The following is a 14,785-nucleotide window of genomic DNA, read 5'->3' as shown; positions in this document are numbered from 1 at the left end:
CCGGCCCACGAGGGGGCCGGGTGGTCTAGGAGCCGAGCTTGGCATGTGCCGGGCCTGGCTGTCAAAACTCACCATCCAGGCGGGCGGGTGAGGGGGCCGGTTTGTACCGGCAGTTGTGCCGCGGTGAGGTCAGCGGCGCGCAGGTTGTCCCACCAGTGCCGGCCGACGCCGGTGTGCGGCGCTCCCCGTAGCGCGCCGGCGGTGTAGCCCTTGCTGGGGTTGACGACCCCGACGGGGACGAGCTCGCGGGCTTGGGCCACCGGGAAGGCCAGATCGCTGTCGTTGGTGATCACGACGGCGGCGGTGATCCGCTGGTGCAGCAGGTCGAGCAGGAGGTGGGAGGCCACGTTGACATCGGAGCCCTTCTCTTCCCGCTGGGCGACCGAGACCAGGAAGCGGGCGTCGCGGACCGGCTGGCCGGTCGGGTCCTGGATCATCACCGGCCAGCCGGAGGTGGCCAGGACCGGCTGGCCCTTCGGGCCCGACACGGCCAGCGGCGCCCGCACGACTTTGCTGATGTACCGGCCTTTGGTGATCTCGTCGACGGCGTGGGCGGCACGTAGCGCCCGCAGGTAGATCTCCTGGTCGGCGGCGCCGCTGGGGTTGCTCGCGCCGTCGATCGGCGCGGTGCAGTACACCACCCGGGTGATCTGCGCGCCGGCCCACGCGGCTCGGGTGGCCACGATCGAGGCGGCCAGGGCGCGCAGGTCCAGCCAGCGCCAGCCCGGCTTTCCGCCGCCGCCCATCAGTCCACGGCCGCCGTAGTACAGGTTGAACCCGTCGATGTAGACACCGACCCGCAGCGGCGGCGCGGCGGTCGTCGTGCCCTGCACGCTCATGTCACTCCCGTCGAGGCGTTGATCACGAGTCCAGCTCGCGAGGGTTGTTTCTGAGCGTCTCCAGCTCGGCCGACGACTCCTCCTTTCCCAGCATTGCGGAGCCACTCGTCGCCCTGTTCGCCGGGATCGACCACGGCGTCGATCAGACGGCCCGCCCCGGAGCTCGCCGGTAGGGGGATGCGTTGACCGCTGGCGTTTCACGAGCCGGTGGCGGTGGCGGGTCGGGTGCGCAGGAGTTCGGTGATGAAGCGGTCGAGTTCGGGGCTCATCTCGGCGTAGTCGGGGTCGTCCATGTAGCGGGCGCGGTCGCGGAGCATGGCTTCGAGCAGGGTGACGGTGGCCCAGGCGGCTTCGTCGCCGCCGAGGTGGAAGTCGGTGAGGATGCGTAGCTGCCAGAGGCGTTCGTCGAAGCTGAATTCGGGTTCGCCGAACTCGAGCAGTTTGACGACCGCGGCGCGCGCCCGGGTGGGGTCCTCGGCGTGTAGGTAGGCCTCGGCGAGGCGGACGGCGATCTCCACGGCGGTGGGGGGTAGGTGGTGGTGCAGTTCGGTGGTGGACAGCCACAGCCAGCCGCCTTCGACCCCGTTGCGGCTCTGGGGGCGGGGCAGTGGTCCGGTGACGAGGTCGAGGGCGGCCTGCAGGCCGGCGATCAGGTCGGGGCCGGCGGTGTCCCAGGCGGTGTCACGCAGGCGTTGGAGTAGCTGCCAGTCGGTGAGGACGTCGCGGGAGAGCTGCAGGGGTTCGCCGGGGTCGCCGGCGGCGAGGCGTGGGGCGCCGGCGGTGGTGACCCCGGCGAGGGCGCGGGCGCGGCTGATGTGGGCGAACAGGGTGCGCCTGGCGGGCTGGGCGACTTCGCGGCCGGCGCCGTCGAGGCGGCCGGGGGGCCACAGGGCGTCGGTGAGGTCCTGGCGGTCGGCGGTACCGGCGTGCAGGGCGAGGTAGGCGAGGATTTCGGTGGCGGTGCGGGCGTGGGAGCGGCTGGCCGGCGCGGGACCGCCGCCATCGACCGTGACGGTTCCCATCAGCCGGATCAGCACCGCGGGGCGGGACACCTCATGCCCGTCCGAGACCGGGGATGGCGGTGCGAGGGGCTGCGGGTCCGGGTCCTCGGCGTTCGCCATGCCGCCCGGTGGCGGCTCGACCAAGACGCTGCCGGCTGCAGGGTCGGGGATTGCGAGGACCGGCAGGTCGGTAGGGGCGAGCGGAGCACTCGGCGCGTCGTAGGGCAGGTCGGTGTCCCAGTCGAGGTGCGGGCCCTCGTCGGCTGGCGGGGCGGCGGCGCCGGTGAGGGCTTCTGTGATCGCGGTGGCGGTCGGCAGGGTGATGCTGCCGGCCAGCGGCGGGGTGGCGGTGCCGGGCAGGTGGAGCAGGCCCTGGTCGTCGACGTCGATGGTGAGCCCGGGCTGCGGCAGGGCGGTGGCGCTGAGGATGCCGATGCCGGTGCGGGGGCCGGGGCGGGCGAGGTCCGCGAGCCGGTCGGCCTGGGTGGCGTTGGCCGGTTCGGTGGCGAGGAGGAGCAGGTGGGGGGCGGGGCCAACCCCGGTGACCCGCGCGGTGAGGGTGGGGGCGCCGCCGCGTTGCAGGCGGGCGAGCTGGCTGGCGTGCTGGGTTTCGAGGACCGTCAGCGGGCCGTCGAGGTCGTGGGCGTCGACGGTCTCGGCGCGGTCGGGGGCGGCGTCGGTGAGGGGTTCGGGTAGGCCGGCGACGGTGAGCTGGAGGTAGGTCGCCCAGCCGCTGGTGAGCAGGCCGAGGGCGGCGAAACGCAGGACCGCGTCGGTGCGTTCCGGGGCTCCGCGTAGCTGCACGGAGCGGACGTGTTCGAGGTCGACGAGGATCGCGACCCGCCCATCCGCCGCGGTGGGGGTGGTGTAGCCGAGGAGGGTGAGGCCGGGATAGGGGGCGATGACGGTGTCGGCCAGGGTGCCGTCGGGATCGAGAGTGCGCGCGTCGACGGCGCGGGGCAGCTGCCAGTGGGTGTCGGTGAGCGCGGTGTACGGCGGGGGAGGGGGCAGCGGGGTGGGGACGGCGAAGTGCAGGTCGAGGCTGCTCGCGGACAGGTAGGCGGTGTGCAGGTCGGGCAGGTCACCGCCGGTGTGTTCGGCGGTGGCGGCGAGCAGGAGCAGTGCGAGGTGGAGGAACTGGGCGCCGTCGAGGTCGGCGCCGGCACTGGCGGCGGCTTCGGCACCGCCCGCGGCGGGGGTGGGCTGCGGGGGGAGGTCCCCGAGGTCGGCGGCGAGTTGGCGCCGTAGCCGGCGGCGGCGCAGCAGCCAGAGCAGTCCGGCGGCGGTGAGGCCGGCGCCGAGCAGTTCCACCGGCAGCCAGCTGCGCGCCTCGGTATGCGCCCGCGGGGTGTCCTGCGGGTAGGTATCGCCGCCGGGTTGGACGGTGGGGCTTTCCGGTGTGGGCGCCGTGCCCGTGGGCGCCGTGCTGGTGGGCGCCGGTGGCGCGGTGGACACCGGCGGCGGTGCGAGGGTGGGTGGGATCGCCGGGAGGAAAGGCGCTGTCTGCGGACCGGGCGTCGCTGGGGTGGCGGCCGGTGGGGTGGTCAGGTCGGGGTGCGCCGGCGGCAGGTCCGCCTGCGGTGACAGGGACGGTGCGGGCTGCGGGTCGGCCGGGGCGGGGGCGGACTGCGGGTTGGCCGGCGGGGGTGGGCTGGCCAGGAGGTAGGCGTCGGCGGGCAGGTGGAGCTGCCAGCCGGGGCGGATGAGGTCGGGATCGGTGAGGGTGTGCCCGTCGGCCTGGGGGAGGCCGCGGTTGAGGTCGGCGATCTCGGTCCAGCGCAGGTGCGGGTCGGGGCAGTCCGCTGTCGCGGGAAGCTGGCTGCCGGCGATGCTCCACAGCGTGTCCCCGTCGCCCACCACGTACAGGTCCGCCGCCGTGGCAGCAGGCGGAGCCGGGGCCACGGTGGTCTGAGCGGGGATGGCCGCGGCGCTGACCGCGACAGCCGGGGAAGCCAGCGCCCCCGGGATGGCGCTGTCCGCGAGCGCCACCCCGGGGGCGCTGAGCAGGAGCAGGACGACGGCGGCGACGAGCGGACCGGTGGCGGCCTGCATCCAGCCCAGGCCAGGCAGGGACCGGGTGGGCCGGTGACGCAGCTGGGCGGCGACGTCGAGCAGCGCGCAGCCGGCGAACACCACCCAGCCCACCCAGACCAGGGTGCGGATGACCGCGAGGACGACGGTGCCGTCGTCCGGGCTGAGTAGCAGGTCTCCCACCTCGGCGCCGCTGGGCAGCGTGCCGGGCAGGGGCGAGCCCAGGTACTGCCAGGCCAGCGGCGGGACGGCCACCAGCGGCACAGCCAGAGCGAGCAGCGCCGCCAGCCCGGCGCCGATCCGGCGAGCCGCACCAGCCGGGCGGGCCGGGGCCTTGCGGGTGGGCGTGCGGGTGTGGCGGCGGGCGGGGGTGCTGGGGGGCATGGGGGTTCCCTCCTCGTCGCGGCGGGGCGGGCTCAGCCGGCGCCGAAGAGCTGGGTGGAACGGCCGACTCCGACCGCGGTGATGCTCGGCACGCCGACCATCGACAGCAGGCGGGTGGGACGCACGACGGTGACGGTCACGGTGATCTGCGCCGGGCCGGTGATCTCCACGGTGTAGGAGTCACCGGTGCCGGCCAGGTAGGCGCCCGCGGCGGCGCGGGCGGCGTCGGGGTCGATGCGGGGCCGTGCCTGCCCGCCGGTGTAGGTGGTGAGGTCGATGGCCTGGGCCGCGGCGCGGGCGGCCTGTTCGGCTTCGTTGTTCGCGCTGCGGTGCGCGGCGAGCGCGATCGACCCGTCGACGAGCAGCCCGATCGCGGCCATGACCGCCAGCACCACCCCGGCGACCATCACGCTGACGTAACCCTCGTCCCGACCATCCCGGCCGCCCCGCCGCCGTCCACGTCCCGACGTCACCCAAGTGATCATCGGCGGCCACGGAACTGATCAAGAGGGGCGGCGAAGGTGGAACTCATCGCCTGGCGTCCGGGCAGGGGGATGCCGGCGAGGTCGGACAGCGGAACCTGACAGGTCACCGTCACGGCGACCTGGGCGGGCTGGCCGAGGGGGGCGGACAGGCCGGCGGTGTCGACGGTGACGGTGAAATCCGGGCAGGAGCCGGGGGAGTTGGCGAGGCTGATGGTGACCGCGGTGCGGGCGGCGGTCTGCGCGGCGGCGGGGGAGCGGGTCAGCGAGGCCGCCCGGGCGGCCTCGCGGGCGGCCTGGGTGACCTGGTCGCGGGCGGTCCCGAGCCGCCCGGCGGCGATCACGGCGACGAGGAGCAGGCCGATGACCGGGGTGAGCAGCGCGAGTTCGACCGCGGCGTCCCCCCGGTCACGCCCGCCCACCGCACGACGCCAGCGGCGGATCATGGTGCAGCCTCTGGGACATAGCGCTCAACCGGTCCGCGCAGGCTGCGCTCGATATGCAGGCTCAGTCCCGGGATAAGACGCGGAGCTGTGCCCCTCACGGCGATCTCCGCCCAGTCACCAGTACGGCTCGCGGTGACGGTCGGGCCGGTCAGCAGCCAGTCCCCGCCGCTCTGACCAAGCAGGAGCCGGGCTTCCTGTTCACCGGCGGCCGCGGTGCCGTCGTAGAGACGGGCGACGCGCAGCCCTTCAGCGGCGGCGGCCTGGGCGTGCTGCTGGGCCTGGTAGAACACCACGCCCTGAAAGATCGCCATGATCAGCAGGAGGACGACGGGGAACAGCGCGGCGGCCTGCGGACTGAGCAGCCCCGCATCGTCATCCCAGGCCCACCCGCGCCGAGCCCGGCCCAGGTACCGCCGCTGGTCCGCGGGCAGCGGGACGCCGTCCTCGCCTACTTGAACAGTGCGGTCTTGGCCGTCACGTAGTTCGTCGCGGCGAGCGCGACGATCCCGGCCAGTGCCAGGCCGAGCACGGTGAGGGCGGCTTTCTCCGGGGAGGACAGGCCCGTGTCGTCGCGGTCGGCGATCCAGATCCGGGCCTGCAGCGCGGTCGCGGCGACGAGCAGGGTCGCGGTCAACGCGCCCAGAACGGCCCCGGGGCGAACGGTCCGCCGCCGGGCGGGCGTCCGCTGCCAGGTGGTGCGGGCTGGGCGGGCACGGGACATGCGTGTCGTCCTTCCAGAACGGGACAGGGCAGGCGGTGGGGATCAACGGATGTTCGCCAGCAGCGGGTAGCCGAGCAGGATGACGAAGCAGACCAGCAGGGCGACGACGGGGAAGTCCATCCGTTCGCTGCGTTCGTTGGCCGCCGCCTTCTCCGCGGCGAGTTCGGCGGCGAGCAGCGCCTGCTGTTTGGACAGCAACGTGTCGTAGATCGACGCGCCGGCCCCGGCGGTGCTCATGATGTCGGCGAGGTCGACCAGCTGGGAGACGTGGTAGATCCGACCCAGGTCGGCGAGTGCCTCCCAGGGGGTCCGCGCGCCGTAGCGGGCACGCACGAGCGCGCGGGTGATGACGGCGAGCGCCCAGCCGTGGCCGACCGCGGCGGCTCGTTCGAGGCTTTCCGCGGGCCCGCCGGCCGCCGAACGGGCCTGGGCCACCCAGCCGATGTAGATCGCGACACCACGGCGGAACTCCAGGCGGGCGTCGGCCGCGGCGTCGCGCACCACCCAGTCCGGATACCAGAACATGACCACCCCGGTGGCCAGGGCGAGCACGGTCGGGAACACGAACGGCATCCGCAGCCCGAGCGCGGCCGCGGCCGCGGCGAACACGGCGGGGGCGGCCAGCCCGATCACCCCGAGTGCGATTTTCTGGGTGAGCCACAGTTCGACCGGGCGGCCCAGGATCGCCAGGTCCTCGACCGGTGGGCGTAGCAGCAGCCGGGTGCGTGGCCGGACCAGCCGTGGTGCCAGCCACCCCCCGACCCGCATCTCCCAACCGGGAGCACTTTCGGGGGGTGCCACGGCCGGGGCGCGTAGCACGGACAACGGGGGGCGGGCCGGGCGCAGCAGGGCCTGCCCGATCAGCAGTAGTCCGCCACCGGAGCCGAACCCGGCCAGCAACACCCCTGGGTCGATCGCCATCAGCGCGCCACCTCCGAACCGGCAGCACCGCTGGTAGGGGCGGCGCTGTCGGAGGCGGAACCGGCCGCGGTGGGGATGGCGGCGGCCGGGTGGGTGCCGACCCGGCCCGCCGCGGCCGGCCCGGCGGCGGCGGGGAGCAGCCGTGGTGGGGTGGGGGTACGGGCCAGGGTGCGCATCCACCACAGCGCGGCGAGGAACAGCGCCCCGTCGACCAGCAGCACCAGCTCCCCGGTCGCCGTCCGGTACGGGGTGAGGAACTGCCGCCCCACAATCATGATCAGCACCACGCAGCCGCCGATGATCAGCATGACGCTGCGGGCACCGGAACGCGGTTTCGCCCGGTCCGCCTCGATCTCACGCCGGGCCCGCACCCGCGCCTCCGTCGCCTCCGCCAGGGCGACCAGCGCCCGGCGCAGGCCGGCGCCGCGTTCGGTGCCCGCGGCCAGGATCAGCGCGCCGACGACCTCGTCGGCGTCGACCAGGTCGTCGGCGAACACCCGCAGCGCCTCGACGGTCGACCAGCGGGCGTGCAGCCGCGACACCAGCGCGGTCACCTCCACGCTGATCGGCGGCGGGCAGGAAGACAGGCTGGCTTCCATCGCCTGCTCCAACCCCGCGCCGGTCGACATCAGGTCCGCGACGCGCCGCGTCCAGTCCCCCAACGCCTCCAGCCGGCTGATCGTCGCCTCCGCTTCCGTGGCCCCGGTGAGCAGCAGCGGGGCGACCCAGGCCAACGCGGCCACCAGCAACGCGGCGGCGGGGATCCGCAGATACAGCAGCACCAGCAGCCCGCAGACAACCGCGACCGCACCGCGACGCCCCCGCGCCCGCCCGGACACGGCCCGCTCGGTGCGCGACCTCCCGTGGCGGGCCCGCCGCCACCGTCCCAGCTCCGGGGCCGGCCGCCAGGCGGGCACGACCGCGGTGGCCACCAGCACCAGCCCACCCGCCCCGGCGACACCGAGCAGGAACACCAGCGGGTTCACGCCGCCTCCCAGCTGCCGTACGGGTAGGCGTCGAGCACCGCCGGGTCCAACCCGGCGCGGACCAGCTCGTCGAACCGGTGCAACGCGCTGCCCGGAATCGCCCGGCCGTCCGGACCCGGGCGGAAGATCTGGTTGGAGGCGACCCGGGTGCCTTCCAAACCGGTGACCTCCGCGACCGAGGAGACATACCGGCGGCGCCGAGCCGGGGTGCCGTCGGCGGCGAGGTCGGTGTGCATGGTCAGGTGCACGACCAGGTGCAGACCGGCGGCGGCGTGCATCGCCGAGAACTCGACCGGCAGAGCATGCGGGGGCATCATCGCCAGCGACGGGATCCGGATCGCGAACACGTCCTCGGCCCGGTTCGCGTGGATCGTGCCCATCGCCCCACGGCTCCCCGCGCTCATCGCGGTCAGCAACGCGACGATCTCATCCGAACGGGCCTCCCCGAGGATCAACCGGCCGGCGTTCATCCGCAGCGCGTGCACGACCAGCGCGGTCATGCCGATCTCCCCGACACCCTCGGCGTTGGCTTCCTGCGCCTCCAACGGCACGACCTGCCCGGCGCGACCGAGCCGTTCCAGGAACAGCTCGGCTTCCCGTTCGATCACCACAAGCTTCTGCCACGGCGGGGTTTCCGCGCACAGGCAGCGCAGCATCGTCGTCTTGCCCGCACCCTGCTCCCCGGAGATCAGGATGTTCCAACCGGCGCGGACCGCGGCACGCAACACCTCCCGCAGCACCGTGTCGATGACCCCGAGGCCGACCAGCGTGTCGAGGGTGACCCCATCCACGAACTGATGGTTACGCACCGTCAACCCGGGGCGGGGAGAGACCCGCATCTGCGCGGTGAGCCGGCTCCCGCTGGCCAGCCGGGTCGTCAGCAGCGGCGCCCGGTCGGAGAACTCCCGCGACAGGGGGGCGTAGCGGGCCGCCCGGGCGATCACCTCGATGAGCTCGTGGTCGCTGGCCGCCACCGGCGCCACCCGCTCCAACCGCCCCCCGCGGAACTCCACCACCACGTCGTCGCAGCCGTACACATCGATGTTCGCGACCTCGGAATCATCGACATAGCGCTGCAACCGGCCCAGCCCGAACGCGGCATCGAACACCGCCTTACGCCACGCCTGCTCCTGCACCGCCGACATCGCCGCCCCCGCCGCGCTACGCCGGTCCACCAGCTCCCGCACCAGACGAGCGATGTGCGCGGCACCGAGCTGACGCATATCCGCCACCGACAACGGCCGACCCTCACCCTCCCGGGCCTCAGCCAGCAACGTCGCGACCAGTTCCCGCAACCGCGCCACCTCCGCCCAGTCCACCGTGGCGAACACATCCCCGCCATCACCCCACGGCACCGGCAGCCGACCCCCCGCCCGAGCCGGGCCGGTCAGCGCCGCCCGGCCCGGCCGGCCACCCGCCGGCGGAGACGGAGGAGGCGGGGGAGGGGCGGTGGGAGGTGGCTGCCCCCAACCGCCAAGCAGGTACTCCGACGAGCTCACCGAACCCCCCTGCGCGCCGACGGGCTGACCACGAACGTGGCCGGCCCAGGCGGGGACGGCATCGGAGGCAACCGGGTGACAGGCACCCACCCGCCATCAGCAGCCAACGGCGGATGAACGCCCTCGGACCCCGCCGGCACCGGCACCGACGGGCCAGGCGGTGGTGGTGCCTGGACCGGGTCGGACGGCGGCGGCGACGGCGGTAGGGCTGCCCGCGGCGGCGCCGCGGGCAGCGACGGCGCCGTCCGATCCGCCCGGGCGGCGACCCGATCCGCCAGCGTCGCCGCCAGCCCCGCCACCGCCCGGCCCAACGCCGAGCGGGCATACCCCCGGCTGGTCACGATCCGCAGCCCCACCCGATCCAGGCGGCTCTCCCACGGCACCGGCCCGACCACCGCGACATCCAAATGCTCGGCGACGTCGTCGGCGCTGTAAGGACCATCGCCAACCAGCAGCACCGCCAGCAACGGGCCCTGCGGCACCGGCGCCAACGTGTCCAGCAACGCGGAGACCCGCGGCGCGGCCGCCGCGACATCCCGCAACGTCGGACGCAGCACCACCAGCAGCACATCCGGGCCGGTCAGCAGCGGTGTCGGCGGACCGAACGCGCCAAGCCGCCCGCAGTCGGCCACCACATCCACTGGATCGTCCAACCGATCCAGGTCCGCCAGCGCGCCGGCGATCTGCCCCCAGGTGTCGCGCAGCGCCGCGCCCTGCGCCGGATCCGCCAGCCCCGGCAGCAGCAGCCGGCGCCCCTGCCCGTCCAACCGCAGCGCATACCGACCCAGCTGACCGGCGGTCATCCCATAGCGTGCCGCGACCGCCGCGGCCAGCAGCCCGTACCCCTCCTGCTCCCCAGCCGCACCCTCATACAGATCGACCAGCACATCCCCACCGGCCGGGTCCGCCTCGACGAGCAACGCCCGACGGCCCACCGCCTCCGGCCACGCCCACGTCAGCAACGTCGCCACCGTCGTCACCCCCGGGGCGTGCTTCGCCGACACCAGACTGATCAACATCCCGGGCTCACTGCGCCCGCGGGGTGAGCAGCAAACTGAGCGCGCCCGCCGCGGCATCCGCGGCAACCTGCGGACCGTCAGCCTCACCGAGAAGCAGATCAACCACCACCGACCCGTCGCCCACCGTGCTCACCGGCGTCACCAGCACCACCCGGGCGTCACGAACCGCCCCAGCCATCCGCTCCGGCGACCCGACGGCTGGGGCGGCCACGCCACGATCAGCAGTCCCGGTCGTGACCAACCGCACCCGATCCCCCGCCGACAACGACCGACCCGGCACCTGCCCCGGCTTGAACAACACCCCAATCACCACCTCCCCCGGACCAGGCAGCGCCGCTCCGGTCAGCACCTCGGGGGTCAGGTTCTGCCCCGGACGCAGATCCACCGCGGCGATCCGCCCCACCACCCGAGCCCGATCCCCAGCCGACACCGTGCTCAGACCGTCCGCCGCGACCTGCGCGACCCGCAGATCCGCGTCGACGATCACCTCCCCGGCCGCCACCGGACGAGCCACCGCCAACACCGCCGACCGGTGCTGCGCCCGGCTGAACTGCACCGCCAACACACCCCCGCACAGCAACACCAACGTCACACCCAGCGCGAGCCGACCCAGCGGAGTCCGCCGCCGCGGCGGCGTCGCCAACCGCGGCGCCGACCCACCAGAACGCACCGGCCGCGCCGGCGCATCGGTCCATCCCCCAGCCGTCGTATCGGCGGGCGGGAAGGTGCTACTCACAGGCCCCCCAGGGCTTCGCTAGTTGTTGACGACCTGCATCTCCTGCACCAGCACGACAGCCGTGGCGGTCGCCGTCACATCTGGCAGCACCCCGCCGGTACCGCCCGACCCGACCCAGGTCGCCGACCAGACCACCGTCGCGGTCGCGGTGAACCCCGGCGCCGGCGAGGCACGCTCATACCGGTGCGCGCAGCTCGTCACCTGCCGCTCATAGGCCAGGTCCGGGTTGTACGGCGTGCCACCCCCCGGACAGGACAGTGGCGCCGAACCGTCCCCGGGATCGAAGCTCACCTGGCGGATCGTGGCGGTGACCTCCGCCCAGTTCCCACCGGCCGCCACCCTCTTGTTCAGCGGCACCAGGCCACCCTGGTCGGCCCAGAAGAACGTCCACAGGCCCACCAGCGTCGCGTCCGGACCGCCCGGGTGGTGGCGAGGCCGGAAATCGAACTGGGGCGCGGGCGGCGCCAGCTCGTCGAACGCCTGCTGCGCCAGCACCGCCGGGTCCGGCGCGGCCGGCGCGCCGCCGGCGGGATCGCCGGGGTTGGCGACCCAGATCCACCCTGGCCCGCCCTGGGGGTTCTGGTTGTCGCCGTCGCAGGTCTGGTACACGTAGCCGCCGCCCTGCCCACGTCCAGCCCAACCGGTAGGCGGAACGGTGTTAGCGACGGGATCAAAGGCCCAGGTCTGCCGGTTCGGGCAGGGATCGACCGCCGGGCCGCCGCCAGTACGAGGCCGGGCGGCCACATCACTAGCGGGCTTGGGATGTGGAGCGGGAGCCGGCACCGAGCCGGGATCTATGGTGCACACCCACCAGCCACCCGCGTTGCGGTGAGCGGATGCACCCTCGGGGCACGTCGCCCCCGCCGCCCCCGCCGGTCGAGCGAGCCCCAGCAGTCCCGCGGCCACGGCGATCACGAGGACGCAAGGAATGCCTATGCCTCGCTGGACGGGCGCTGTCAGCACAGGTGCTGCACCGAGGTCAGCCTGCTCACGGCCCACATGTCGTTCCGTCGGACGAGATCAGCGGCGAAGCACTGCTGTGGTGTGGAACCAGGGACGATTGCCCCGGTTGCCCGAACTGTCAGCGGCCACTTGCTCCAGTCCTGGCTGTCCGTGACCCGGGCGGTGGTGTCTCCACGCGCGACGACGACCGGGTTGGTACCGAACCCGTCCCTGATCACGCGGACCCAGCCGTTGTCCCGGTACGCCCTGACCAGTTCCTGGGCAAACGCGAGGGCTTGTCCCTCGGCGCGCTTGCGGAGATCCGGGTAGTCCGCATCGCCCAGGACCTGGGCGTTGATGAATGCCTGCCAGAACAATCCGTAGTCGTACTGGACCGCGTCGTTCGAGGCAACCTCGGTCGGTATCGGCTTACTCGTCTCCGGCGGCCCTGAGCTGGTCGTGATCGCGTGCTCAGGGGTCTGCGCCGGCGGCAGAGGCTGCGGGTCGTCACCGCTCGAGGTGCACCCGGCGGCGACGGTGCTCACGAGCGCCGCGCACAGCAGCGCCCTGCAGAGCCGTTGAGCCGTCGCCACCCAGCCACCCACTCTCATGATCTCCATGTGTGACCGATACGTCACGCATGCGCCGGTCACGCTGACGTTATTGCTTTGCGTCACTCCGTGACAAGAGAAATAGGGGCAAGACTGAACAAGAAGTTCTCGTCACACCCCGAAAAGACAGCGGCCCGCACCAGCCCCGATCCGGCCAACACGAACCACGATGTTCACCCTGAGCAACCAGGGACCGAGGCGAATGAGGGCGGGCGTAGTGGGCGGTCAGTACCGGCCCGGCGGCGGACCGTCCTGCGCCGCCGGGCCTGCCGTCGCAGCCGCGGCCACGAGCACGATGATCCCCACCGGCACCGCGACGATCAGTCCGATCACCGTCAGCGAGATGACAACCATGGCGAGCTCGGTGCACAGCAACGCGATCCCCACCCCGACTCTGCCGACGTAGAGGTGGCCGAGACCCGGCCACAGGAAGCTCAGCAGCACCGCGAGGCCCGCCGACCGGACCGTCTGCCGGACCGGGTACGGCAGCGGATACGGCGTGAGGTGATGCGTCGGCGGCCAGGGCGCAGCTGGGTGCAACGGGGGATAGGCCGGCAGCCGGGCCGGCTGCCCAGACCAGGCCGGCACGCGAACCCCTCGATCGTCGACATCCTGCGGAGTGGAGCGAGGGGACTCTGACGAACGCGGCCGCGCGGCCGACTCGCTCTGTGGGTCTCTTTCGCTACCTGTCATGGCCTGGCCTCTCCCTGTTCGTCCGGCACACCACAGGAAGGGACACACGAACAGGGCAACGCGACACGATCGGCCGAATCAATTTCTGTTTCGGTCGCTATCGCGCTCTACCGCGCCCTCCGGACAGGGGATCCACTCGACGTCCGGGCGGGAGCGGGGACCAGGACAACCTGGCCGCTCGCGCGGGCTTCGGCCGGCAGCAGGTCGACGAGGTAGTCCAAGGCCGCGCCGAGTTCGGCCGCCAGGGCGTGCAGCGCACCGCCAGCGGACAGTCGCCCGTGCGCGCACCAGCACCATCCCGTCCGGGTCGAGGACGTTCGTGGGCATCCAGATCCCGTACCGGGCACGAGCGATGGTGAGAACCGAGGCCGTCGGGTACCAGCCACGTACGGCCAGGCTGACCTCGACCAGCAGATCCGCCACCAGCCCCGCCGCCGGAACGGCCCACCCGTCTCGCTCCACCTCGACCACCCGCCACACCCGAACGCTGTCTGTCAGGAAGCAACACTGCACCCGACGTGCCGCTCCGTCACCTGATTGCACACGGACAACCACAATCGGGTCTGCGTGCGACGAACCGCGCTCGGCGTCGAAACGGATCGCCACGTCCTCCCCGCAACAGTCGCCACGTCGAACTCGAACGGCGCGCGATCGCCCAGGCGTACATCGCGCCGGTGCTCGAGCCCTGCGCGCAGCCGGAGCCCCGCTGGGCAGCGGTCGCGCGCGACGGAACTGGCCTCGATCCACGGGCCGTGTTCCGCACCCCCGCGACCCGAGCCACCGTGGCCGCCACCCACAAACGAGATCTCGTTGCGCCCGGGTGCTTCCGAGCGTGACGTGAGCGTCAAACGGCGTCGGACGACCTCGAGGAAGGGGAGATCGACCGCCTAAAGCAAGATTGTCAACAGCGTTGACAATCTTGCTTTAGCGATTCCAGGGAAGCCCCATCGAGGGCGGGGCGCCATCGTGCTCTCCCGTTCCGCGGCTCACGGGCCACGAGCGGGCCCCGTGACGTACGGATCGAGAAGTCCCGCCCCCACGGGCTCGATCGCGGGGGGTGACAGGTGGGACGACTAGTGCCTGGAACCCGCGAGAAATTAATGCCCCACCTACGGTCAGAGCCGGATCAGAGGAGAAGAAATCGGGGTTCGGAGAGAGCTCTCGGCCCCGTTCTGACGGGGTGAACAGCCACGGAGACCGCCCGCGAGCTGTCCGAAGACAGCGGGCGGCGGCGGCCGCCGGTAGGCGGGCGGGGGTCTGCGTCGCTGCGCCGGGCCTCGTGCACAGTGTGTGAACAGGTGTGGAAGACCAGGATCCCTGTCGTTCCAGGAGATCTGACGACCCGTAGTGGTTGACGGCACGCCACGTCGATTACCANCTGTGATCGTCAGTGGGCAGGGCTGTCCTGACGGCAGGTGTCAGAGCCCGAGCGGAATCCGGGTCTCGGCCCGCTGTACCGGCAGCGGAAGGCGCG

At 73.0% G+C, this 14,785-nt stretch carries 14 protein-coding genes; all 14 read right to left on the bottom strand.

Annotation, left to right across the window (positions count from 1 at the left end; all coding sequences use genetic code 11):
• Positions 1-68 precede the first annotated feature (68 nt).
• The gene (locus tag B056_RS0131670; protein ID WP_018505860.1) at positions 69-839 is read right to left on the bottom strand and encodes a PIN domain-containing protein; all 771 of its coding nucleotides are present in this window, start codon (positions 837-839) and stop codon (positions 69-71) included.
• A 197-nt stretch (positions 840-1,036) separates the two neighbouring features.
• On the bottom strand, positions 1,037-4,255 hold the full coding sequence (locus B056_RS45585; RefSeq protein WP_018505858.1) for a LysM peptidoglycan-binding domain-containing protein: 3,219 nt from the start codon (positions 4,253-4,255) through the stop codon (positions 1,037-1,039).
• A 32-nt stretch (positions 4,256-4,287) separates the two neighbouring features.
• Entirely contained in the window at positions 4,288-4,728 is a 441-nt protein-coding gene (locus tag B056_RS38785) for a pilus assembly protein TadG-related protein (RefSeq protein WP_230203290.1), read from the bottom strand.
• 8 nt (positions 4,729-4,736) lie between these two features.
• Positions 4,737-5,159: a TadE/TadG family type IV pilus assembly protein gene (locus B056_RS0131650; protein ID WP_051105791.1), complete on the bottom strand. Its 423-nt coding sequence runs from the start codon at positions 5,157-5,159 to the stop codon at positions 4,737-4,739.
• 20 nt (positions 5,160-5,179) lie between these two features.
• A complete protein-coding gene (locus tag B056_RS0131645) occupies positions 5,180-5,521 on the bottom strand; it encodes a TadE/TadG family type IV pilus assembly protein (RefSeq protein WP_035753514.1) in 342 nt (113 codons plus the stop codon).
• Between the two features lie 110 nt (positions 5,522-5,631).
• A complete protein-coding gene (locus B056_RS42210; protein WP_020572817.1) occupies positions 5,632-5,904 on the bottom strand; it encodes a hypothetical protein in 273 nt (90 codons plus the stop codon).
• 42 nt (positions 5,905-5,946) lie between these two features.
• The gene (locus tag B056_RS38780; RefSeq protein WP_018505853.1) at positions 5,947-6,825 is read right to left on the bottom strand and encodes a hypothetical protein; all 879 of its coding nucleotides are present in this window, start codon (positions 6,823-6,825) and stop codon (positions 5,947-5,949) included.
• Positions 6,825-7,811, bottom strand: coding sequence for a type II secretion system F family protein (locus B056_RS45580; RefSeq protein WP_018505852.1), 987 nt, complete (start codon positions 7,809-7,811; stop codon positions 6,825-6,827). The genes B056_RS38780 and B056_RS45580 overlap by 1 nt, the downstream gene beginning before the upstream one ends.
• The gene (locus tag B056_RS38770) at positions 7,808-9,166 is read right to left on the bottom strand and encodes a CpaF family protein (RefSeq protein ID WP_154677346.1); all 1,359 of its coding nucleotides are present in this window, start codon (positions 9,164-9,166) and stop codon (positions 7,808-7,810) included. Before B056_RS38770 ends, B056_RS45580 begins: the two co-directional genes overlap by 4 nt.
• Before the next feature lie 140 nt (positions 9,167-9,306).
• Positions 9,307-10,329: a hypothetical protein gene (locus B056_RS45575; protein WP_154677345.1), complete on the bottom strand. Its 1,023-nt coding sequence runs from the start codon at positions 10,327-10,329 to the stop codon at positions 9,307-9,309.
• Positions 10,330-10,336: 7 nt separating this feature from the next.
• The gene (locus B056_RS0131620; protein WP_195905977.1) at positions 10,337-10,885 is read right to left on the bottom strand and encodes an SAF domain-containing protein; all 549 of its coding nucleotides are present in this window, start codon (positions 10,883-10,885) and stop codon (positions 10,337-10,339) included.
• A 198-nt stretch (positions 10,886-11,083) separates the two neighbouring features.
• Positions 11,084-11,674 carry a hypothetical protein gene (locus B056_RS0131615; protein WP_018505848.1) on the bottom strand — a complete coding sequence of 197 codons (591 nt, stop codon included), beginning with the start codon at positions 11,672-11,674 and terminating at the stop codon, positions 11,084-11,086.
• A gap of 347 nt (positions 11,675-12,021) precedes the next feature.
• Positions 12,022-12,627 carry a hypothetical protein gene (locus B056_RS0131610; protein ID WP_018505847.1) on the bottom strand — a complete coding sequence of 202 codons (606 nt, stop codon included), beginning with the start codon at positions 12,625-12,627 and terminating at the stop codon, positions 12,022-12,024.
• A 216-nt stretch (positions 12,628-12,843) separates the two neighbouring features.
• On the bottom strand, positions 12,844-13,206 hold the full coding sequence (locus B056_RS38760; protein WP_018505846.1) for a hypothetical protein: 363 nt from the start codon (positions 13,204-13,206) through the stop codon (positions 12,844-12,846).
• Positions 13,207-14,785: the final 1,579 nt, after the last annotated feature.

The organism is Parafrankia discariae, assembly GCF_000373365.1.
Lineage (GTDB): Bacteria > Actinomycetota > Actinomycetes > Frankiales > Frankiaceae > Parafrankia > Parafrankia discariae.
Note: the sequence above shows the minus strand (reverse complement) of the source record. Positions and strands in the feature narration are given on the sequence as shown.

Bases quoted from the DNA above. Each gene is read 5' to 3' on its own strand.
- B056_RS42210 (WP_020572817.1), bottom strand. From the start codon at position 5,904: ATGTCCCGTGCCCGCCCAGCCCGCACCACCTGGCAGCGGACGCCCGCC.
- B056_RS0131670 (WP_018505860.1), bottom strand. From the start codon at position 839: ATGAGCGTGCAGGGCACGACGACCGCCGCGCCGCCGCTGCGGGTCGGT.
- B056_RS0131610 (WP_018505847.1), bottom strand. From the start codon at position 12,627: ATGGAGATCATGAGAGTGGGTGGCTGGGTGGCGACGGCTCAACGGCTC.
- B056_RS45575 (WP_154677345.1), bottom strand. From the start codon at position 10,329: ATGTTGATCAGTCTGGTGTCGGCGAAGCACGCCCCGGGGGTGACGACG.
- B056_RS45585 (WP_018505858.1), bottom strand. From the start codon at position 4,255: ATGCCCCCCAGCACCCCCGCCCGCCGCCACACCCGCACGCCCACCCGC.
- B056_RS38780 (WP_018505853.1), bottom strand. From the start codon at position 6,825: ATGGCGATCGACCCAGGGGTGTTGCTGGCCGGGTTCGGCTCCGGTGGC.